Origin of the sequence: Burkholderia sp. Ac-20345 (genome assembly GCF_017104825.1) — a bacterium.
GTDB classification, from domain to species: domain Bacteria; phylum Pseudomonadota; class Gammaproteobacteria; order Burkholderiales; family Burkholderiaceae; genus Burkholderia; species Burkholderia lata_B.
Genome location: NZ_JAAGPO010000186.1, coordinates 1 through 21,070, shown reverse-complemented (window position 1 = coordinate 21,070; position 21,070 = coordinate 1). Strand labels below are relative to the sequence as shown.

Sequence of the window (21,070 nt, the reverse complement as noted above, 5' to 3'; positions counted from 1 at the left end):
GGCGGCACCTGCACGCAGCACCGAGCAGATGGACTGGCGTCCGGCCGCGGTGGCCGGTGCGGCCGTGATCGTCCTCGCGGCAGGTTTCGCGTGGCGCAAGCGCAGGAAGAGCCGGCGCACGGACGATGCGGGTTCGGACACGGCGGCTATCGCTACGGCAGCGGGCGGTGCCGCGGCTGCCACTGCGCAAGCCGAAGCCGCGCCTTCTGTCGAACCTGAACTGCCGATCCGGCCCGAGATGCCGGTCGCGCGTGATGCCGCTTCCGACCTGAACCTTGCCGCGGCGACTGCCGCAGCGGCGGAGCCGGTCGAGCCGCCGGATACGGATGTGTCGCCGGCGTCGGATGTGGCGAAGCCGCATGTCGAGCAGCCTGAAGTGCCGACCGCGCATGCCGCAGTGCCGCCCGTAAGCGAGGCGGCTCCGGTTTCGCACGATGCCGAGCCGATCGAAAAGGTCGCTGCCGAAACGCAGGCAGAAACGCAGGCCGAAGAGCCGGTCGAAACGTCGCCAGAGACGCCGAACGAGGCATCGGTGGAGACACGGGTAGCGATGTCGGTGGAGACGCCGGTCGAGACACCGGCCGCACCCGCGGCCACCGAACAGCACGCGGCGCTGATGCAGAACGCGATCAGCGCGCTCAGCAGCCTCGACATGCCGCTGCCGCCGCGCACGCCGGACGAGCCGTCGCTGGCGGTGGATGAGCTGGCTACGCAAGCAGGGCAGTCCGACATCGATAAAATCGCAACTAACGGTCAAGCCGCCCGGCGCCTCCCGATTGGCGCGATCGATCCGGCCCCGGAGCATCCGGCCGAGCAGGACGACGAGTTCGATTGGGATCCGGACGCAGCGACGCCTGCGGGCCAATCGGGCAGCCCGTTCGCGACGTCGTCGCTGCCGCCGCTCGGCGGCGCGCAGTTCGGCGCACTGAAGCTCGATTTCGATCTCGACCTGCCGTCCGCGCCGGGCGCCGCGTTACCGGCGCTGACGCCGGACGAGCTTGCCCGCATCGCGCGCAACAAGCTCGACCTCGCGGCCGAATACGTCGAGCTGGGCGACCTGTCCGGCGCGCGGACGCTGCTGCAGGAAGTGGTCGACGCGAACGACGCCGCGACGCGCGACGATGCGCGTGCGCTGCTCGCGAAACTGGCGGAAGAGGCGTAATGCGGATCGCGCTCGGCATTCAGTACGACGGCGCGGCGTTCTGCGGCTGGCAGGCGCAGCCGCACGGCAAGACCGTGCAGGATCGGCTCGAGCACGCGCTGGCCGAGTTCGCGCGCGTGCCGCTGCATACGACGGTGGCCGGGCGGACCGATACGGGCGTGCATGGGCTCGGGCAGGTCGTGCACTTCGATACCGACCTCGATCGCGAGGTTTTCTCGTGGGTGCGCGGCACCAACGCGTTCCTGCCGCAGACCGTGGCGGTGCAATGGGCGAAGCCGATGCCGGACACGTTCCACGCGCGTTTCTCGGCGTTCGAGCGCACCTATTACTACACGCTGTACGTGCATCCCGTGCGCTCGCCGATGCTGGCGGGGCGCGCGGGCTGGATCCATACGCCGCTCGACGACGACGCGATGCGCGCCGCCGCCGCACACCTGATCGGCGAGCACGACTTCTCGTCGTTCCGGTCGTCTGAATGCCAGTCGAAGACGCCGGTCAAACACCTGTACCAGATCGACGTGCGGCGCGTGGGCCATTTCATTCATTTCCGTTTCCGCGCCAACGCGTTCCTGCATCACATGGTGCGCAACCTGATGGGCTGCCTCGTCGCGGTCGGTCGCGGCCGCTATCCGGCCGACTGGCTCGCTGACGTGCTGGCCGGGCGCGACCGCAACCTTGCGGCGCCCACGTTCATGGCCGACGGGCTGTACCTCGCCCACGTCGGCTACCCGGCGGAATTCGCCGTCCCGCCCGCGCAGCTCGGCAGCGTGCCGTGGAGCAGCGTCTGGGCCGATCTGGACCCTCAATCATGACGGATCACGCCGTGTCTTCCTCGACTTCCGACCCGGCCGGCCTGCCGCCGCGCACGCGCATCAAGCTGTGCGGGCTGTCGCGCCCCGAGGACGTGCTGCACGCGGCCGCGCTCGGCGCCGATGCGATCGGCCTCGTGTTCTATCCGAAGAGCCCGCGCGCGGTGTCGATCGCGCAGGCGGCCGAGCTGGCGCGCCTCGCGCCGCCGTTCGTGTCGGTGGTCGGGCTGTTCGTGAATGCGACCGAAGCCGAGATCGAGGCTGTCGTGCGCGACGTGCCGCTCACGCTGCTGCAGTTCCATGGCGACGAGACGCCCGAACAGTGCGACGCGCTCGGCCGCGCGGCACGCCTGCCGTGGCTGCGCGCGGTGCGCGTCGGCCCCTCGACGCAATCGGCCGATTTGGTAGAATCGGGTCTTCATTATTCGAAAGCGCGCGGCCTCCTGTTCGACACCCTGGTGCCGGATTACGGCGGTAGCGGCAAGGTCTTCGATTGGTCTCTTATTCCCGCAGAGCTCGCGCATCGGGCCGTTTTGAGTGGTGGCTTGAGCGCGCAAAACGTCGGTGATGCGATTCGCCAGTTGCGCCCGTTTGCTGTCGATGTCTCGAGTGGCATCGAAGTGGAGGGCGCGAAGGGCGTGAAGGATCACGCCCGGATGGCGGCGTTCGTACGCGCGGTGCGCGAAGCGGACGCCCGGTGATGCAAGCCGGTGCGGCCCCGAAAGCGGGGCGCACCGACCGATCGAGAGAGACACCATGTACAACCTTCCTGATGATCGCGGCCACTTCGGCCCGTATGGCGGCACGTTTGTCGCCGAGACGCTGATTCACGCGCTGGACGAACTGCGCGCGGCGTATGAAAAATTCCAGAACGATCCCGATTTCGTCGCCGAATTCGAGCGCGAGCTGAAGCATTTCGTCGGCCGCCCGTCGCCGATCTATCACGCGCAGCGCTGGAGCGAGACGCTTGGCGGCGCGCAGATCTACCTGAAGCGCGAAGACCTGAACCACACGGGCGCGCACAAGATCAACAACGTGATCGGCCAGGCGCTGCTCGCGAAGCGCATGGGCAAGAAGCGCGTGATCGCCGAGACGGGCGCCGGCCAGCACGGCGTCGCGACCGCGACGATCTGCGCGCGCTTCGGGATGGAGTGCGTCGTCTACATGGGTTCGGAAGACGTGCGGCGCCAGGCCGCGAACGTCTACCGGATGAAGCTGCTCGGCGCGACTGTCGTGCCGGTCGAATCGGGTTCGCGCACGCTGAAGGACGCGCTGAACGAAGCGATGCGCGACTGGGTCACGAACATCGAGAACACGTTCTACATCATCGGCACGGTCGCGGGCCCGCACCCGTACCCGATGATGGTGCGCGACTTCCAGCGCGTGATCGGCGACGAGTGCAAGGTGCAGATGCCGGAAATGACCGGCCGGCAGCCGGACGCGGTGATCGCCTGCGTCGGCGGCGGCTCGAACGCGATGGGTATCTTCTATCCGTACATCGACGACACCTCGGTGCAGCTGATCGGCGTCGAAGCAGCCGGCGACGGCCTCGACACGGGCCATCACGCGGCATCGCTGATCGCGGGCAGCCCGGGCGTGCTGCACGGCAACCGTACCTACCTGCTGCAGGACGACAACGGCCAGATCATCGAGACGCATTCGGTGTCGGCGGGCCTCGACTATCCGGGCGTCGGCCCCGAGCACGCGTGGCTGAAGGACAGCGGCCGTGCGCAGTACGTCGGCATCACCGACGAGGAAGCGCTGAAGGCGTTCCACGACTGCTGCCGGATCGAGGGGATCATTCCCGCGCTCGAGTCGAGCCATGCGATCGCGTATGGCGTGAAGCTCGCGCCGACGTTGCCGAAGGACAAGATCCTGCTCGTCAACCTGTCGGGCCGTGGCGACAAGGACATGCACACGGTCGCCGAGCGATCGGGCATCGAGCTCTGACCCCGACCGATGCGTGACCTGATCGAAGAACCGGGCGGCGGTGCCGCGAGCGAGGCGGCGGCGGTTCAGCCCGCCGCTGCCGAGCCGCGCGCGCTGCCGTCCGGTATCGAACTGCATAACCGCGATTTCCTGACCCATGCCGCGCACCTGCCGGACGCGTCGATCGACCTGATCGTCGCCGATCCGCCTTACGGGCTCGGCAAGGACTACGGCAACGACTCGGACAAGCGTTCGGGCGACGATTTTCTCGCGTGGACGCGCGGGTGGCTCGAGCTCGCGATTCCGAAGCTGAAGCCGAGCGGGTCGATGTACATCTTCTGCACGTGGCAGTACGCGCCGGAAATCTTCAGTTTCCTGAAGACGCAACTCACGATGGTCAACGAGATCATCTGGGACCGACGCGTGCCGAGCATGGGCGGCACGACGCGCCGTTTCACGTCGGTGCACGACAACATCGGCTTTTTCGCGGTTTCCAAGGCGTATTACTTCGATCTCGATCCGGTCCGCATCCCGTACGACGCCGACACGAAGAAGGCCCGCTCGCGCAAGCTGTTCGAAGGCAGCAAGTGGCTGGAGATGGGCTACAACCCGAAGGACGTCTGGTCGGTCTCGCGCCTGCACCGGCAGCACGCGGAGCGCGTCGATCATCCGACCCAGAAGCCGCTGGAAATCATCGAGCGGATGGTGCTCGCAAGCTGCCCGCCGGGCGGCCGCGTGCTCGATCCGTTCATGGGCAGCGGCACGACCGCGGTGGCCTGCGCACGGCAGGGGCGCGACTTCGTCGGCTACGAGATCAACGAAAGCTATTGTGCGATCGCGCACGAGCGCGTGAACGCGCTCGCTGCGCCGGCGTGCGCGTGAATCGCGCCGCCGCATCGCCGAACGCATCAAGGAAAATTGCCATGTCCCGTATTCAGCAGACCTTCGCCGCGCTCGCCGAACAAGGCCGTAAGGGCCTGATCCCGTTCATCACGGCCGGCGACCCCGATCCCGCCAAAACCGTCGAATTCATGCACGCGCTCGCCGAAGGCGGCGCGGATGTGATCGAACTCGGCGTGCCGTTCTCCGACCCGATGGCCGACGGCCCCGTGATCCAGCGCTCGTCGGAGCGCGCACTCGCGCGCGGCGTCACGCTGAAGAGCGTGCTCGCCGACGTGAAGCGCTTTCGCGAAACCGACCCCAAAACTCCCGTCGTGCTGATGGGCTACGCGAACCCGATCGAGCGGATGGGCGTCGACACGTTCGCGGCCGAAGCCCAGGCGGCCGGGGTCGACGGCGTGCTCGTCGTCGACTATCCGCCGGAAGAGGCGGGCGTGTTCGCCGAGAAAATGCGCGCCGCGCAGATCGATCCGATCTTCCTGCTCGCGCCCACGTCGACCGACGAACGCATCGCGGACGTCGGCAAGATCGCGAGCGGCTACGTGTATTACGTGTCGCTCAAGGGCGTGACCGGAGCAGGAAATCTGGATGTTTCGAGCATTGCGGGTAAAATCCCGGCCATCAAGTCGCGCGTGCCGGTTCCGGTGGGCGTCGGCTTCGGCATCCGCGACGCTGAAACGGCGCGCGCGGTGGCCGAGGTGTCGGACGCCGTCGTGATCGGCAGTCGCCTCGTGCAGCTGCTCGAAAGCGCTGCGCCGGAGGGTGCCGCGGCCGCGCTGAAGACTTTCATCGCCGAGCTGCGCGCCGCCCTGGACGGCGCGGGCAAGACGGCGCGATAAACACAACACAGGAAGCGGGAACGGGCCATGTGGCCCGGCCCGCCACGGAACAGGAAACCATACGATGAGCTGGCTCGACAAACTGTTGCCGCCGAAGATCAAGCAGACCGACCCGAAAAGCCGCAAGGGCATTCCGGAAGGCCTGTGGGTCAAGTGCCCGTCCTGCGAGGCCGTGCTGTACCGCAATGACGTGGACGCGAACCTGCACGTGTGCCCGAAGTGCGATCACCACATGCGCATCGGCGCGCGTGAGCGCCTCGACGGGCTGCTCGATCCGGAAGGCCGCTACGAGATCGGCCAGGAAATCGTGCCGGTCGACACGCTGAAGTTCAAGGACAGCCGCAAGTACCCCGATCGTCTGAAGGAAGCGATGGAGGACACGGGCGAAACCGACGCGATGGTCGTGATGGGCGGTGCGATTCATACGCTGCCGGTGGTCGCGGCCTGCTTCGAGTTCTCGTTCATGGGCGGCTCGATGGGCTCGGTGGTCGGCGAGCGCTTCGCACGCGGCGCGCAGAACGCGCTGGAACAGCAGGTGCCGTTCATCTGCTTCACCGCTTCGGGTGGTGCGCGGATGCAGGAAAGCCTGCTGTCGCTGATGCAGATGGCGAAAACCACCGCGATGCTGACCAAGCTGGCCGAAGCGAAGCTGCCGTTCATCTCGGTGCTGACCGACCCGACGATGGGTGGCGTGTCGGCGAGCTTTGCGTTCCTCGGCGACGTCGTGATCGCCGAACCGAAGGCGCTGATCGGCTTCGCCGGCCCGCGCGTGATCGAGCAGACGGTCCGCGAGAAGCTGCCGGAAGGCTTCCAGCGTGCCGAATTCCTGCTGAAGACGGGCGCGATCGACATGATCGTCGACCGTCGCAAGCTGCGCGACGAGATCGCGCAACTGCTCGCGCTGCTGCAGCGGCAACCGGCCGACGCGCTGGCCTGACCGGCGCGAGGTTGTGAACACTGCGCGTCGCCTGGCTTCAGCGTCAGGCGGCGCGCTTCGTTTTTTGGCGTAGTGGCGGTCCCGATCCAGATTTGAACCGATGAGCACTTTTCCCACTCTCGACGCGTGGCTTTCGCATCTCGAACGCGCGCACCCGGTCGGCATCGACATGGGCCTGACCCGCATCGGGCAGGTCAAGGCGGCGCTGCAGCTCGAATTCGCGTGCCCCGTCATCACCGTCGGCGGCACGAACGGCAAGGGCTCGACCTGCGCGTTCCTCGAGACGATTCTCGTGCGCGCCGGTTACAAGGTCGGCTGCCACACGTCGCCGCACCTGCTCGAATTCAACGAGCGTGCGCGCGTGAACGGGCAGAACGTCACCGATGACGAACTGCTGCCGCACTTCGAGGCCGTCGAAGCCGCGCGCACGTTGCTGCCCGAGCCCGTGTCGCTTACGTACTTCGAATTCACGACGCTCGCGATCCTGCACCTGTTCGCGTCGCGCGGGCTCGATGCGGTGATCCTCGAAGTCGGCCTCGGCGGTCGGCTCGATGCCGTCAACATCATCGATACCGATTGCGCGATCGTCACGAGCATCGACATCGACCACACCGAGTATCTCGGCGACACGCGCGAGAAGATCGCGTTCGAGAAGGCCGGGATCTTCCGTGCCGGCAAGCCGGCGATCTGCGGCGATCCGGCCGCGCCGCAAACGCTGATCGACCACGCCGAAGCGATCGGCGCCGACCTGTGGCTCGTCGGCCGCGATTTCCGCTACGAGGCGCAGGCAGGCGCGGAGCGCCAGCAGTGGAGCTACCTCGGCCGCGAGAAGCGCTATCCGGCGCTCGCGTATCCGGCGCTGCGCGGCGCGAATCAGCTGATCAATGCATCGGCCGCGCTCGCCGCGCTCGAAGCGCTGCGCCCGGTGCTGCCGGTATCCGCGCAGGACATCCGGCTCGGCCTCGCGAACGTCGAGCTGCCGGGGCGCTTCCAGGTGCTGCCCGGCAAGCCGGCGATCGTGCTCGACGTCGCGCACAATCCGCATGCATCGGCCGTGCTCGAGCAGAACCTCGGCAACATGGGCTTCTTCCCGTACACGTACGCGGTGTTCGGCGCGATGCACGACAAGGACATCGACGGCGTGCTGCAGCACCTGAAGGGCGAGATCGACCACTGGTGCGTGACCGACCTGCCGCTGCCGCGCGCGGCCTCCGCGGAGCAGCTCGAAGCCGCGCTGCGCAAGGCAGGCGTGGAGGAGGGGCCCGATTCGAGCGTCACGCGTTACACGTCGCCCGCCGAAGCGTTTCGCGATGCACTAAAAAGAGCATCCGAGAATGATAGAATCGTGGTTTTCGGCAGTTTCCATACGGTTGCCGGCGTGCTGGCCTACCGTAAATCGCAGCAACACTGACTGACGGGCAGTTTCGGACTCAGCCATTCATGGGAATTTTCTCGTTCGGCAAAAAAGACGACGACGCGCCCCCGCGGCGCGGCGGTCGCACCGGGACCTCCCGGAACGTGCGCACGGAGCGCACTGAACGCGTCGAGCGACGCTCGCGCCGCACCGAGCGTCCGGAATCGGACGCACTGCTCCTCGATCCGACCCTTCCAGAAAAGCAACGCGCGCGCCGTCGCCTCGTCGGCGCGATCGCGCTCGTCGTCGCGGCCGTGATCGTGCTGCCGATGGTGCTCGATTCGCACCCGAAGCCGGTGACGGACGACATCGCGATCGACATTCCGAACCGGCCCGCGCACCAGGCGGTCGCGTCGCGCGACGATGACGCATCCGATGTGCAGGCAGGCGTCGCGCATGACGAACCGCCGGCGTCCGATGTGGCCGTGGCGGCAGCACCGGCGCCCGCGCCGAAAGATGCCGACAAGCCGGCCGCGAAACCCGATACCGCGACCACGGCGAGCGTAACGCCGCCGAAGCCCGCGCCGAAACCGGCTGCCCCGGTGGCGAAGCCGGCCGCGCCGAAGCCTGCACCCGCGGCCGTCGCGAATGCCGACGCCGCCAGCCCGGACAGCAGCGACGCTTCGTCGCCGTCGTCGCCGGCCGGTGCGCGCTTCGCGGTGCAGCTCGGTTCGTTCAAGGACGACGCGACGGCCCGTTCGTGGGCCACCAAGTTGAAATCGGCGGGCGTGCCCGCATATGTCGAGCATCGCAAGCAGGCGGACGGCAGCACGGCTACACTGTTGCGAGCAGGCCCGTTCGCGGATCGCGCGGCGGCTTCCGCCGCGATCGCGAAGGTGCGCGAAGCCGGTCTGACGCAGTAACGCACGATGCTGACTGCTTTCGACTACGCTGTATTGGCGGTGATCGCGTTGTCGGCGCTGCGCGGTGCGTGGCGCGGCTTCGTGTCCGAGATTTTCGGGTTGATCGGCTGGATCGCGGCGATCGTGATCGCGGGCCGCTACGTCGGACTGGTCGTGCCGTATATCCCGGCGAACTGGCCGGGCGGTGCGCTGACGCAGTGGGTGATCGCCTTCGCGTTGGTCGTGATCGGCGTGGTGCTGGTCGCCGGTGTCGCGAATGCGCTGCTGTCGCGGATCGCGCAGGCGAGTGGCCTGGGCGGCGTCGACCGCTCGCTGGGCATGATGTTCGGGCTCGTCCGCGGCTGCGTGCTGGTAGTGCTGCTGGTCGCGGCGGCCGGGCTGACCGAACTGCCCAAACAGGATTTCTGGCGCAATGCGCTATTGCGTCCTTTTGCCGAACAGGGCGTGCACGAGCTGAAGCAGCTCCTGCCCGACGGCATGGCCCAGTACGTACGCGTGTGACGACGCGGCCGGGCAGGACGGAACCGATTTTGTCATTCTGAAGGACATGCCATGTGCGGCATCGTAGGCGTTATCTCCCAATCCCCGGTCAACCAGCTGATCTATGACAGCCTGCTGCTGCTGCAGCATCGCGGTCAGGACGCGGCGGGCATCGCGACGGCGGACGGCAGCAATTTCCACATGTACAAGGCGAACGGCATGGTGCGCGACGTGTTCCGCACGCGCAACATGCGCAGCCTGCCCGGCACCTACGGCATCGGCCAGGTGCGCTACCCGACCGCCGGCTCGGCGTCGAGCGAAGCCGAGGCGCAGCCGTTCTACGTGAACGCACCGTTCGGGATCATCCTCGCGCACAACGGCAACCTGACGAACTGGCAGCAACTGAAGGACGAGATGTTCCGGATCGACCGCCGGCACCTCAACACCAATTCCGACAGCGAAGTGCTGCTCAACGTGTTCGCGCACGAGTTGCAACTGTCGACCACGGGCCTCGAGCTCGATCCGGCGTCGGTGTTCAAGGCTGTCGCGGGCGTGCATCGTCGCCTGCAAGGCTCGTACGCGATCGTGTCGCTGATCGCCGGCTACGGCCTGCTCGCGTTCCGTGATCCGTTCGGCATCCGCCCGCTGTGCATCGGCAAGCTCGAAACCGAGCATGGCACCGAGTGGATGGTTGCTTCGGAGTCGGTGGCGGTCGAAGGCATCGGTTTCGAATTCGTCCGCGACGTGCAGCCGGGCGAAGCGATCTTCATCGACCCGGCCGGCAACTTCCACAGCCAGCAGTGCGCGGAGCAGCCGACGCTGAATCCGTGCATGTTCGAATACGTGTACCTTGCGCGTCCGGATTCGTGCCTCGACGGCGTGCCGGTCTACAACGTGCGTCTGCGCATGGGCGACTATCTCGCCGAGAAGATCAAGCGCGAGCTGCCGAACGTGCCGATCGACGTCGTGATGCCGATTCCCGATTCGTCGCGTCCGGCTGCGATGCAGGTGGCCGCGAAGCTCGGCGTCGAGTATCGCGAAGGCTTCTTCAAGAACCGCTACGTCGGCCGTACCTTCATCATGCCGGGGCAGGCCGTGCGCAAGAAGTCGGTGCGCCAGAAGCTCAATGCGATGAGCATCGAGTTCAAGGACAAGAACGTGCTGATCGTCGACGACTCGATCGTGCGCGGCACGACCTCGCATGAAATCGTGCAGATGGCGCGCGATGCGGGCGCGAAGTCGGTGATCTTCGCGTCGGCTGCGCCGCCCGTGAAGTTCCCGAACGTGTACGGCATCGACATGCCGACGCGCGGCGAACTCGTCGCGCATGGCCGCACCGACGAAGAAGTCGCGAAGATCATCGGCGCCGACCACCTGATCTACCAGGACGTCGACGACCTGCGCCGCGCGGTGCGCGACATCAACCCGAAGCTCGAGCGCTTCGAGGCGTCGTGCTTCGACGGCAACTACATCACCGGCGACGTGACGCCCGAGTATCTCGATGCGATCGAGCGCGCGCGTCTCACGCCGGCATCGCAGGCCGATCGCGACACGGCGGGCGACACCGAACGCTCGCAGATGAACCTGCAGCTGTCGGTGGAGTGACACCGGCGCACGCTTTTGACGAGGCGTGATAGGATGTGGCCTTGCGTCGATTTGATATCAGCTTGCGGACGCGGGGCGACTTCCCAAAACAGCTAAAGCGAAGGCCGGTGGCAACCGGCCCGAGTCGATCGCTGTCGTACCGCACCGAAGCCCGCTGATGCCGACGCATAGCGGGCTTTTTGTTTTGCCCTGGTTTTGACTGGGTTCGCGCCACCCGCGCGGCCATCGAATACGGAAAACGGAACATGGACGACTCCCTCAACTTCGACACGCTTGCCGTGCGCGCGGGCACGCTGCGCAGCGACTTCAACGAGCACTCGGAAGCGCTGTTCCTCACGTCGAGCTTCTGCTTCCAGAGCGCGGCCGACGCGGCCGAGCGTTTCGCGAATTCGGAAGACTACTTCACCTATTCGCGCTTCACGAACCCGACCGTCACCATGTTCCAGGAACGTCTCGCGGCGCTCGAGGGCGGCGAGGCGTGCATCGCGACGGCGTCGGGGATGGCCGCGATCATGTCGGTCGTGATGGCCGCGCTGCAGGCCGGCGACCACCTCGTCAGCTCGCGCGCCCTGTTCGGCTCGACGCTCGGGATGTTCTCGCAGATCTTCAGCAAGTTCGGCATCACGACGACCTTCGTCGACCCGACCGACCTGAACGCATGGAAGGAAGCCGTGCGGCCGGAAACGAAGATGTTCTTCCTCGAGACGCCGTCGAACCCGCTGACCGAGCTTGCCGATATCGAGGCGATCGGCAAGATCGCGAAGGCATCGAATGCGCTGTTCGTCGTCGACAACTGTTTCTGCAGCCCGGTGCTGCAGCAGCCGCTGAAGCTCGGCGCGGATGTCGTGATGCACTCGGCGACGAAATTCCTCGACGGCCAGGGCCGCGTGCTCGGCGGCGCGCTGGTCGGCTCGAAGGAATTCATCATGGGCAAGGTGTTCCCGTTCGTGCGCAGCGCGGGCCCGACGCTGTCGGCGTTCAACGCGTGGGTGCTGCTGAAGGGGATGGAGACGCTGTCGCTGCGCGTCGAGAGGCAATCGGCGAACGCGCTGGAGATCGCGCGCTGGCTCGATTCGCATCCGGCCGTCGCGCGCGTGTTTCATCCGGGCCTCGAATCGCACCCGCAGCATGAACTCGCGAAGCGTCAGCAGAAGGCGGGCGGGTCGATCCTGTCGTTCGAGCTGAAGGGCGACACGCCCGAACAGCAGCGCGCGAATGCGTGGCGCGTGATCGACAACACGAAACTGGTCTCGATCACCGGCAACCTTGGCGACACGCGTACGACCATCACGCATCCGGCGACGACCACGCACGGCCGCATCACGCCGGAAGCGCGCGCGGCAGCGGGGATCAGCGAAGGGCTGATCCGGTTGTCGGTCGGCCTCGAAGACGCGGGCGACATCCGCAACGACCTCGCGCGCGGCCTCGAAGGCTGAGCGAACGGGCAGGCGCCCTCATAGCGACGCGACAGGGCGCGCCTGCGAGGATGCCCTGTCGCCATCGGCGACGTAGCTGCGGCGCACGCCTTCGCGCGTGCGCGATCCGTTCAGCGGACGTGCCGGCACGTCGTCGCGTACCGCACTCACCATCCACCGCAGCGTTTCGTCGAGCGGCGTGACGGGCAGCTCGCCCACCGCGCGCCGCAGTTTGTCGCGCGACCCGCTCAGGCTCTTCACCTCGTTGTGCCGCACGAAGCGCGGATCGATCGTCACGTCGATCACGTAGCCGGCGATGCGGGACAGTATCGCCAGCACTTCCTTCAGCGAATACGCGCGCTCCGAGCAGACGTTGAGGATCTCGCCGGCTGGCGCGGTCTGGATCAGCTTCAGATAGGCGGCCGTTACGTCACGCACGTCGGAGAAGTCGCGGCGCACGTCGAGATTGCCGAGTGAAATCCGCGGTTCGTTGCGCGCATAGTGCGCGACGAGCTTCGGCAGCAGATATGCATCGCTCTGGCCGACACCCGTGTAGTTGAATGGCCGCGCGATCACGATCGGCAGCCGGTCGGCCCACAGCTTCGCCGCATATTCCATCGCCAGCTTGCTGATCGCGTAGTCGTTCGCGGGGTCGGGCGGAACGCTTTCGTCGAGCACGCCAGCCGTCGAGTTGCCGTAGATGTTCGCGCTGCTCGCGAGCAGCACGGCCGACGGGCGGCGGTCGAGGCCCGCGAGTGCCGCCAGCAGGTGGCGCGTGCCGACGACGTTGACCGCATAGGTCGGTGACGGGTCGTCTTGCGTGACATGCGCGCGCGCGGCGAGATGCACGACCGCATCGGGGCGCGCGTCGGCCGCGGCCGCGCGTACTGCATCTGCGTCGAGCAGGTCGACGGGCAACAGCGTGCAATTCGCGAACACCGGATCGTCGGACGGCGGCGAACCGGGCGCGACCGTGCCCCAGACTTCGTAGCCGGCGGCTTCGAGATGTTGCGCCATGTAACGGCCGGTGAAACCCGTCAGGCCCGTGACGAATGCACGGCGCGGTGCGTGTTCGATATCAGAACGTGTCATGGTGTTGGTTCCTCGTGAGGTCTGCCTCGACCATCATCTGGCAAAGCTGTTCGAGCGTCGTTTCCGGCGCCCAGCCGAGCTTGCTTTTGGCTTTGTCCGCGCAGCCGATCAGCAGATCGACTTCCGCGGGACGATAGAACTTCGGATTCACTTCGACGAGCACATTGCCCGTTGCCACATCGAGGCCGCGCTCCTGCTCACCCTTGCCGGTCCATTCGATCTGATAGCCGGCCGCCGCGAACGCCATCCGCACGAAGTCGCGCACGGTTTCGGTCCGGTTGGTTGCCAGGACATAGGTATCGGGCTCGTCGACCTGCAGCATTCGCCACATTCCTTCGACGTACTCGAGTGCAAAACCCCAGTCGCGCTTCGCGTCGAGGTTGCCGAGCTCGAGGCGCGTTGCCTTGCCGAGCCTGATCTTTGCGACGGTGTCGGTAATCTTGCGCGTGACGAACTCGCGGCCGCGCAGCGGCGATTCGTGGTTGAACAGGATCCCGCTGCAACCGAACAGGCCGTACGACTCGCGGTAGTTCACGGTCATCCAGTGCGCGAACAGCTTTGCGACGCCGTAAGGGCTGCGCGGATAGAACGAGGTCGCTTCCGTCTGCGGAATCGACTGCACCTTGCCGAACATTTCGGACGTCGACGCCTGGTAGAAGCGAGTCTTCGGGCTCACGAGACGGATCGCCTCGAGCAGGTGCAGCGGGCCGAGGCCGGTGACGTCGGCGGTCGTGGACGGCTGCTCGAACGACACGCCGACGAAGCTTTGGGCGGCCAGGTTGTACAGTTCATCGGCCTGCGTGCGTTCCAGCAGGCGCATGCTCGAGCCGGCGTCCGTCAGGTCGTGTTCGACGAGCGTGAGGTTCGGGTGCGTGTTGACGCCGAGCTCGGCGATGCGCCAGAGGTTGACCGAGCTGGTGCGGCGGTAGGTTCCCGTGACCTCATAGCCCTTGTCGAGCAGCAGCTTGGTCAGATAGGCGCCGTCCTGTCCCGTGATCCCCGTGATGATGGCCTTCTTGCGAGTTTGGGTCATAGCGTTGTCCTTGTCGAAATCGATGAATGGAGAGAACTCAGGCGGTCGTGCCGGCGGCGGCCGGCAACGCGCGGCGCGCGGGGCCGCGCGTCAGGCGCCGTTCGAAGCCGTACCAGCTCAGGGTCGCGTACGCGAGCGTGATCGCGAGCGCCAGCGCGGCCGTGACGAAGCGGTTCAGGTGCAGCGGCCACAGCGCGTACAGCACGCTGAGGTGGATCAGGTACACGGTGTAGCTGACGGTGCCCACGTAGACGAGCATCGGGTTCGTCAGCACGCGCTGCACGAGGCCGCGGCCGCGCAGGGCGATCACGACGATCGACGTGCACAGCAGCAGCGAGATGCTGTAGAGCGCGGCATTCGACAGCGGCGTGTTCGCGGCGCGAAAGCGCGGGAACGACAGGTGCAGCCAGCCGAGGATCGCGAGCGACACGAGCGCGCCGACGATCGCGAGCGGATAGAACGGCTCGAGCGCGCGCCGGTCGCGGCGCAGCACGATCGCGAGCAGCGCGCCCGCGGCGAGCAGGTCCATCCGGAACGGTGTGAGGTAGTAGATCGGCCAGAACGAGTCGAACCACGGCGTCGCGATCGCGCGCAGCACGGGGGCCGCGACGATCAGCGCGGCGGCGACCCACAGCAGCGCGCGTTCAGAGCACCACAGCACGACGAACGGCCAGAAGATATAGAACTGCTCCTCGACCGCGAGCGACCACAACACGTTCAGGCTGTCGTGGCCGATGCTGCCGAGCGATAGCCCGATGTTGGTCGAGAAGAACGCGAACCACGGCCAGTGGGGCAGCCAGCTCGCACCGAACAGGAGCGTCGACACCACCAGCAGCAGCACGTACGGCGGCAGGATGCGACGCACGCGGCGTGCGTAGAAGTGGCTGAAGTACGACTGCCCGCGTGCCTTGCGATCGAGCAGGATGCCGGTGATCAGCAGGCCGCTCAGCACGAAGAACAGGTCGACGCCCATCCAGAGCGGCGCTTTCAGCGCGTGCTGCAGGAACACGGCGCCTACCGCGATCGCGCGCAACCCGTCGAGCTGCACGATGCGGCCGTGTTGCGGCGGGGTGAGATCCGCGGGTCGCGAGATGCCCGTCATCGCGCCGCTCCTTCGCGACGTGCGGCGTGAGCCGGGGCGTGTCGCACATCCGATGCGTAAACGTGAACGTAATGCATGCCATTAAATGAAATATCGAATCGAAATCGATTCTAGGGAAAAGAAATCGGCAAAAAAACGCGCGTCATTTATCTGACGACAAACATTCAAATGCCGATTATTTCGGTCGCGGGATGAAAGGTCGCCGCCCGGAAGGCCCCGGCAGGCGGCGAGAAGCGGCATTTTCTACGGATTCGAAAGTGAAATGCGGTCGTTATTGCCGTTTTCGGACGCCTTTGCACATCTGTTCCGGTTCGATATTTCACGCAGAAACATCCCCAAATATTTCCAAATTTCTTGTGATTATTTTTGCTTGTAACCTGCATCGCGACGTTTGAAACCCATTTAGCGACAGGGTGCGCCGGCGGCAGTCCATGGCGACCCGGTCGCTGTTGCATCAAGTCTGGAGAAGCGCATTGCGACGTCTGATTCTGGTAGGCATGACGGTATGCGCGACGCTGCTGACGAGCGCCGCACCGGCCGAAACGGTGTTGCCCGCGACGACGTCGTGGATCGGCAACACGTTCGGCTATGGCGACGGCAGCTGGACGCAGATCGACATCCGCGCGATCGCGGTGACGCCTGAAGGCAAGGTGTATACGAATGCGCCGTGGGACGAGAGCGGGGCCGAAGCCAGCGTCTACCAGGACGGGAAGATGCTCGGCTTCGCCGGCGGCACGCATGGCTGGGGCAACCTCGGCGGCAGCGCGATCGCCGTGAACAGCAAGTACGCATACGTCGCGATCGGTGTCGGCAACGAGCGCGGCCACCTGCAGTCGCCCGGCATCTGGCCGGACAAGGGCAAGCAGTGGTTCGGCATCTCGCGCCGCACGATCGGCGACCTGAAGCAGCCCGCGCCGTTCCGCGCGGCACCGCAGGTCGCGCCGGGCGGCCGTGCGGACACCGGCCGCGCGCGGATGGCCGCGAGCTTCATGATGATGAACGAGGTAGCGGCGCCTGCGCGCTCGGAAGTGGGCGAGCAGAAGGCGGAAGTCGGCGGCCTCGCGGCCGACGACAAGACGCTGTTCGCGACGAATCCGTCGCGTGACGCGGTGGACGTGTACGACGCGGAGACGATGCAGCCGAAGGGCACGTGGAGTGCGCACGAGCCGGGGCGCATCGCGCTCGCGGGCGACGGCACGCTGTGGCTGCTCACGGACACGATCAACGGGCCAGCGCACCTGGTGCATGTGCGCGCGGACGGCCGCAAGCTCGACGACGCGCCCGCGTTGCCGGAAGGCACCGACGCGGTGGACGTGGCCGTCGACGCGAAAGGGCGCGTGCTCGTCGCGGACAACGGGCCGCGCCAGCAGATCCTGATCTTCTCGAAAGGCGGCAAGGGCTATGCGCAGTCGGGCACGCTCGGCGAGCGCGGCGGCATCTTCGCGGGCCCGGTGCCCGGCCGGCCGGGGCCGCAGCGTTTCAACGGGCTGACGGGCGTCGGCGTCGACCGTGCGGGCAACATCTATGTGTCGATGAACGGCATCGGGCCGCGTCACGACACGATCGGCGCGGGGCTCGGTGCGGTGCTCGAAAGCTACACGCCGGACGGCAAGCAGCGCTGGCAGGTGCAGGGGCTGCTGTTCGTCGACGGCGCGTGGCTCGACCCGGCGCGGCCGAACAGCGTGTACACGGGCAACAAGCGCTTCGAGCTAGACCTGTCGAAACCGCCGGGCCAGGACTGGAAATACGTCGGCTTCCTGTCGAACCGCTTCAAGTATCCGGAGGCCCCCGTGTTTCATACGGACCAGTGGCCCGGCATGCCGATCGCGCGTCGCGTCGACGGCCGCACGTTCCTGTACCTCACCGACATGTACGCCGATCACCTGAAGATCTATCGCTTCGACGCGAAGCGCGACGGCGAAGTCGCGATTCCGTCCGGCCTGATCGCGGGCCGCGCACGGCCGGTCGACAACGTGCCGAACAAGCCGCCGGGCGGCGATTGGCTGTGGCGCGACGCGAACGGCAACGGCCGGCTGGATGCCGACGAGTTCGAGATCAACACGACGGGCAAGGCGAAGGCGGGCGGCTGGGGCTGGTGGGTCGACACGAAGGGCGACATCTGGCGCACCAGCGACGTGCGCGGCATCCACCGCTTCCGCTATGGCGGCGTCGACAAGGCGGGCAACCCGGTCTACTCGTACGACAAGGTCACGACCTACCCGATGCCGCAGCCGTTCACGCAACTGCGCCGCTCGATCTACGACGCACAGACGGACACGCTGTACGTGACCGGCTACACGGCCGACGCACCGCCGGCGCCGGGCATCAACAAGGAAGTGGGTCGCGTGCTGGTGCGCTTCGACAAGTGGTCGACGGGCTCGCCGGTCGTGCGCTACCAGGTCGCGCTGCCGTGGCAGCTCGACGCGAAGCCGATCTTCGACCTGATCGGGATCACGGCCGAGGGCCGCTACCTGTTCGGGGTGGAGCCGGTCGGCAAGATCCATGTGTACGACAAGGAAACCGGCAAGGAAGTGGGCGTGATGAGCCCGGGCGCCGAGGTCGGCAAGGCATCCGGCTGGGTCGACGTGCCGTTCGGCATCAGCGCGTTCCGGCGCGAGAACGGCGAGTACCTCGTGTTCGTCGAGGAGGACGCGCGCGGCAAGGTGCTGATGTATCGCTGGAAACCGTGACGGGCGACGTCACACAAGGCAGAAGCATGGACAAAGGCATACTCAAGAACGTTTCGATCAACTTCATCGGGCTGATCCTGCCGACCTTCGTGTCGCTGGTGACGGTGCCCGCCTATATCCACGCGCTCGGCGTCGAACGCTATGGCGTCGTCAGCCTCGTGTGGACGCTGATCGGCTATTTCGGGATCCTCGATCTCGGGATGAGCATGGCCGCGCAGAACCACATCTCGAAGGCGCTCGCGAGCGGCAACGCCGATGAAAGCGCGCGCGTGTTCTGGAGCGCGTTCTGGCTGAACCTCGGCACCGGCATCGTGGGCGGGCTGCTGATCTATTTCGGCGCGTTCATCTACACCGCGTACTTCACGAAGGTGTCGGCGGCGATGCAGCACGAGGTGTATCTCGCGCTGCCGTGGCTCGCGCTCGCGATTCCGCTGGCGAACGTGTCGTGGGTGTTCGCCGGCGCGATCAACGGCGCCGAACGCTTCGGCGTGTTCAACACGAACCAGACGATCGGCACGTTCCTGTTCCAGCTGCTGCCGCTCGGCGCCGCGTGGTGGATCGCGCCGAATCTGCAGACGGTGCTCGCCGCGGCGGTCGTCGCGCGCCTGATCGCCGCGGTGATGCTCGGTCAGGCCAGCATCAAGGTGCTCGGGATCCGGCGCATCGATCCGCCGCAGTGGGGCACCGCGAAAGGGCTGTTCAACTTCGGCGGCTGGATGCTGATCGCAAGCACGACGAGCATGATTGCCGACACGCTCGACCGCGTGATGCTCGGCGCCGGCATGGGCGCGAAGTTCGTCACTTACTACACGGTGCCGCAGAACCTCGTCACGCGCCTGAACATGCTGCCGAACGCGCTCGTGCGCACGCTGTTCCCGCGCCTGTCGGCGGTCGGCCGCGACCATGCGGACACGCTCGCGCGCCAGTCGCTCGAATTCCTGAACGGCGTGTTCACGCCGGTCGGCATCGTCGCGATCTTCGCGCTCGCGCCGTTCCTCACGCTGTGGGTCGGCTCGGATCTCGCCGCGCACTCGGCGCCGGTCGGCCGCGTGCTGGTGATCAGCGTGTGGCTCGTCGGCCAGGCGAGCGTCACGCGGATCCTGATCCAGTCGCAGGTCAACCCGGCCCGCGCGGCGTTCGCCGGGCTCGTCGAGATGCCGTTCTTCGTCGGCGGCCTGTGGTACGGCATCCATCACTTCGGGCTGATCGGCGCGGCGGTGGTCGTCGCGGCGCGCGCGCTCGTCGACTACGGCGTGCTGCTGTACCTGTCGGCGATCCGGATGCGCGCGATCGTGCTCGACATGCTCGCGCACCTGGCCTTCCTGCTCGCGAGCCTGTTTCTGGCGCAGGCGTGGCCGGGGCTCGTCGAGTCGATCGGCATGTGCGCGGTCGTGCTGCTGCTGAACGTTGCGTGGTCGCTCACGATGACGCCGGGGCTGCGTGCGCTCGTGCGTGACCTGTTTATCCGTCTCAATGCGAGGAAAACTGCATGAATCGCGATCTGGCGGAACACGCCGTATTGAATCTCGCCACCGCCGATGCGGCCGTGGCCGAAGCCGGCGATGCCGCCGCACTGCGCCGGGCGCTGCCGGCCGAACGGGCCGGCACACGCCATGCGTCGCGCACGCTGCGCGTGGCGATCGTCCACGACTGGCTCGTCACCTATGCAGGCGCCGAGCGCGTGCTCGAACAGATCGTCGCGTGCTTTCCCGACGCGGACCTGTTCAGCCTCGTCGACTTCCTCGACGATCGCGCGTTCGTGCGCGGCAAGCCGGTGACGACATCGTTCATCCAGAAGCTGCCGTTCGCGCGTACCAAGTACCGCAGCTACCTGCCGCTGATGCCGCTCGCGATCGAGCAGCTCGACGTGTCCGAGTACGACCTCGTGATCTCGAGCAGCCACGCGGTCGCGAAGGGCGTGCTGACGGGGCCGGACCAGGTGCATATCAGCTACGTGCATTCGCCGATCCGCTATGCGTGGGACCTGCAGCACCAGTACCTGGAACAGTCGAACCTCACGCACGGGCCAAAATCGCTGCTCGCGCGGATGATCCTGCATTACATCCGCAACTGGGACACGCGCACCGCGAACGCGGTGGACGGCTTCGTCGCGAACTCCGCGTTCATCGCGCGGCGCATCAAGAAGGTCTACCACCGCGATGCGGCGGTGATCTTCCCGCCGGTCGACGTCGACGCTTTTTCGCTGAATGCGGAAAAGGAGGATTTCTACCTGACCGCGTCGCGGATGGTGCCGTACAAGAAGATCGACCTGATCGTCGACGCGTTCTCGCGCACGCCCGAGCGCAAGCTCGTCGTGATCGGCGACGGCCCCGAGATGCAGAAGATCCGCGCGAAGGCCGGCCCGAACGTCGAGATCATGGGCTACCAGCCGTTCGCGGTGCTGCATGACAGGATGCGCCGCGCGAAAGCGTTCGTGTTCGCGGCCGAGGAGGATTTCGGGATCTCGGTGGTCGAGGCGCAGGCGTGCGGCACGCCGGTGATCGCGTATGGCAAGGGCGGCGCGCTCGAAACCGTGCTCGATCCGCAATCGAACCTGAACCCGACCGGACTCTTTTTCGACGAACAGACGCCGCATGCGATCGTCGCGGCCGTCGACGATTTCGAGCGTGCGCCGCAGCGCTTCACACCGAATGCGTGCCGCGCGAACGCGGAGCGGAGGTGTCGAACGTGACGCTCGCGGAAGTGATCGCGATCGTTTCGGAGGCGGACCCGTCGGTCGGGCAGATCCCGCAGAACCATTACTGCCTGATCGAGGACATCCGCCTCGAAGGCAGCGATG

Annotated in this window: 16 protein-coding genes and 3 pseudogenes; 16 read left to right on the top strand and 3 right to left on the bottom strand. The window is 66.5% G+C overall.

The genetic code is table 11. The annotated features are described in order from the left end of the window. The 12 genes from G3O06_RS38180 to G3O06_RS38125 all read left to right on the top strand — a co-directional run. On the top strand, positions 1-1,162 hold a 1,162-nt coding region (locus G3O06_RS38180), incomplete at its 5' end, for a FimV/HubP family polar landmark protein (protein WP_277403772.1). Next, complete coding sequence (truA, locus tag G3O06_RS38175; protein ID WP_174911274.1) at positions 1,162-1,974, top strand: tRNA pseudouridine(38-40) synthase TruA; 813 nt, start codon at positions 1,162-1,164, stop codon at positions 1,972-1,974. The genes G3O06_RS38180 and truA, both read left to right, overlap by 1 nt. Further along, positions 1,971-2,672 carry a phosphoribosylanthranilate isomerase gene (locus tag G3O06_RS38170; RefSeq protein WP_174911402.1) on the top strand — a complete coding sequence of 234 codons (702 nt, stop codon included), beginning with the start codon at positions 1,971-1,973 and terminating at the stop codon, positions 2,670-2,672. Before truA ends, G3O06_RS38170 begins: the two co-directional genes overlap by 4 nt. A gap of 55 nt (positions 2,673-2,727) precedes the next feature. Further along, a complete protein-coding gene (trpB, locus tag G3O06_RS38165) occupies positions 2,728-3,921 on the top strand; it encodes a tryptophan synthase subunit beta (protein ID WP_011355719.1) in 1,194 nt (397 codons plus the stop codon). Positions 3,922-3,930: 9 nt separating this feature from the next. Continuing rightward, a complete protein-coding gene (locus G3O06_RS38160) occupies positions 3,931-4,782 on the top strand; it encodes a site-specific DNA-methyltransferase (RefSeq protein ID WP_205819214.1) in 852 nt (283 codons plus the stop codon). A 41-nt stretch (positions 4,783-4,823) separates the two neighbouring features. Continuing rightward, a complete protein-coding gene (gene trpA / locus G3O06_RS38155; protein WP_166953649.1) occupies positions 4,824-5,639 on the top strand; it encodes a tryptophan synthase subunit alpha in 816 nt (271 codons plus the stop codon). 64 nt (positions 5,640-5,703) lie between these two features. After that, positions 5,704-6,576 (top strand): acetyl-CoA carboxylase, carboxyltransferase subunit beta, encoded by an 873-nt coding sequence (gene accD / locus G3O06_RS38150; protein WP_122949232.1) that lies wholly within the window; start codon positions 5,704-5,706, stop codon positions 6,574-6,576. A gap of 100 nt (positions 6,577-6,676) precedes the next feature. After that, positions 6,677-7,987 (top strand): bifunctional tetrahydrofolate synthase/dihydrofolate synthase, encoded by a 1,311-nt coding sequence (folC, locus tag G3O06_RS38145; protein WP_205819213.1) that lies wholly within the window; start codon positions 6,677-6,679, stop codon positions 7,985-7,987. 29 nt (positions 7,988-8,016) lie between these two features. After that, complete coding sequence (locus tag G3O06_RS38140; RefSeq protein WP_205819212.1) at positions 8,017-8,853, top strand: SPOR domain-containing protein; 837 nt, start codon at positions 8,017-8,019, stop codon at positions 8,851-8,853. A 6-nt stretch (positions 8,854-8,859) separates the two neighbouring features. Beyond that, the gene (locus tag G3O06_RS38135) at positions 8,860-9,354 is read left to right on the top strand and encodes a CvpA family protein (RefSeq protein ID WP_039358324.1); all 495 of its coding nucleotides are present in this window, start codon (positions 8,860-8,862) and stop codon (positions 9,352-9,354) included. Positions 9,355-9,405: 51 nt separating this feature from the next. Beyond that, positions 9,406-10,938, top strand: a complete 1,533-nt coding sequence (purF, locus tag G3O06_RS38130) for an amidophosphoribosyltransferase (protein ID WP_174911262.1) — start codon at positions 9,406-9,408, stop codon at positions 10,936-10,938. A 245-nt stretch (positions 10,939-11,183) separates the two neighbouring features. Continuing rightward, the gene (locus G3O06_RS38125; RefSeq protein ID WP_174970841.1) at positions 11,184-12,374 is read left to right on the top strand and encodes an O-succinylhomoserine sulfhydrylase; all 1,191 of its coding nucleotides are present in this window, start codon (positions 11,184-11,186) and stop codon (positions 12,372-12,374) included. A 135-nt stretch (positions 12,375-12,509) separates the two neighbouring features. Here the strand turns inward: G3O06_RS38125 and G3O06_RS38120 are convergent. From G3O06_RS38120 to G3O06_RS38110, 3 genes and pseudogenes are all read right to left on the bottom strand, one after another. After that, positions 12,510-13,445: pseudogene (locus tag G3O06_RS38120) on the bottom strand (NAD-dependent epimerase/dehydratase family protein); the annotation flags it as partial. After that, the gene (gene gmd / locus G3O06_RS38115) at positions 13,432-14,478 is read right to left on the bottom strand and encodes a GDP-mannose 4,6-dehydratase (protein ID WP_174911252.1); all 1,047 of its coding nucleotides are present in this window, start codon (positions 14,476-14,478) and stop codon (positions 13,432-13,434) included. The pseudogene G3O06_RS38120 and the gene gmd, both read right to left, overlap by 14 nt. 37 nt (positions 14,479-14,515) lie before the next feature. Next, complete coding sequence (locus G3O06_RS38110; RefSeq protein ID WP_205819210.1) at positions 14,516-15,580, bottom strand: acyltransferase; 1,065 nt, start codon at positions 15,578-15,580, stop codon at positions 14,516-14,518. Between the two features lie 497 nt (positions 15,581-16,077). Here G3O06_RS38110 and G3O06_RS38105 point away from each other — a divergent pair, with 497 nt between their 5' ends. The 4 genes and pseudogenes from G3O06_RS38105 to G3O06_RS49375 all read left to right on the top strand — a co-directional run. Continuing rightward, positions 16,078-18,270 (top strand): hypothetical protein, encoded by a 2,193-nt coding sequence (locus tag G3O06_RS38105; protein WP_205819215.1) that lies wholly within the window; start codon positions 16,078-16,080, stop codon positions 18,268-18,270. Positions 18,271-18,296: 26 nt separating this feature from the next. Then, positions 18,297-19,763, top strand: coding sequence for a flippase (locus tag G3O06_RS38100; protein ID WP_174970853.1), 1,467 nt, complete (start codon positions 18,297-18,299; stop codon positions 19,761-19,763). Then, positions 19,760-20,947 (top strand): annotated as a pseudogene (locus tag G3O06_RS38095) (glycosyltransferase family 4 protein); the annotation flags it as partial. The gene G3O06_RS38100 and the pseudogene G3O06_RS38095, both read left to right, overlap by 4 nt. Next, positions 20,926-21,070, top strand: a pseudogene (locus G3O06_RS49375) (SfnB family sulfur acquisition oxidoreductase); the annotation flags it as partial. The pseudogenes G3O06_RS38095 and G3O06_RS49375, both read left to right, overlap by 22 nt.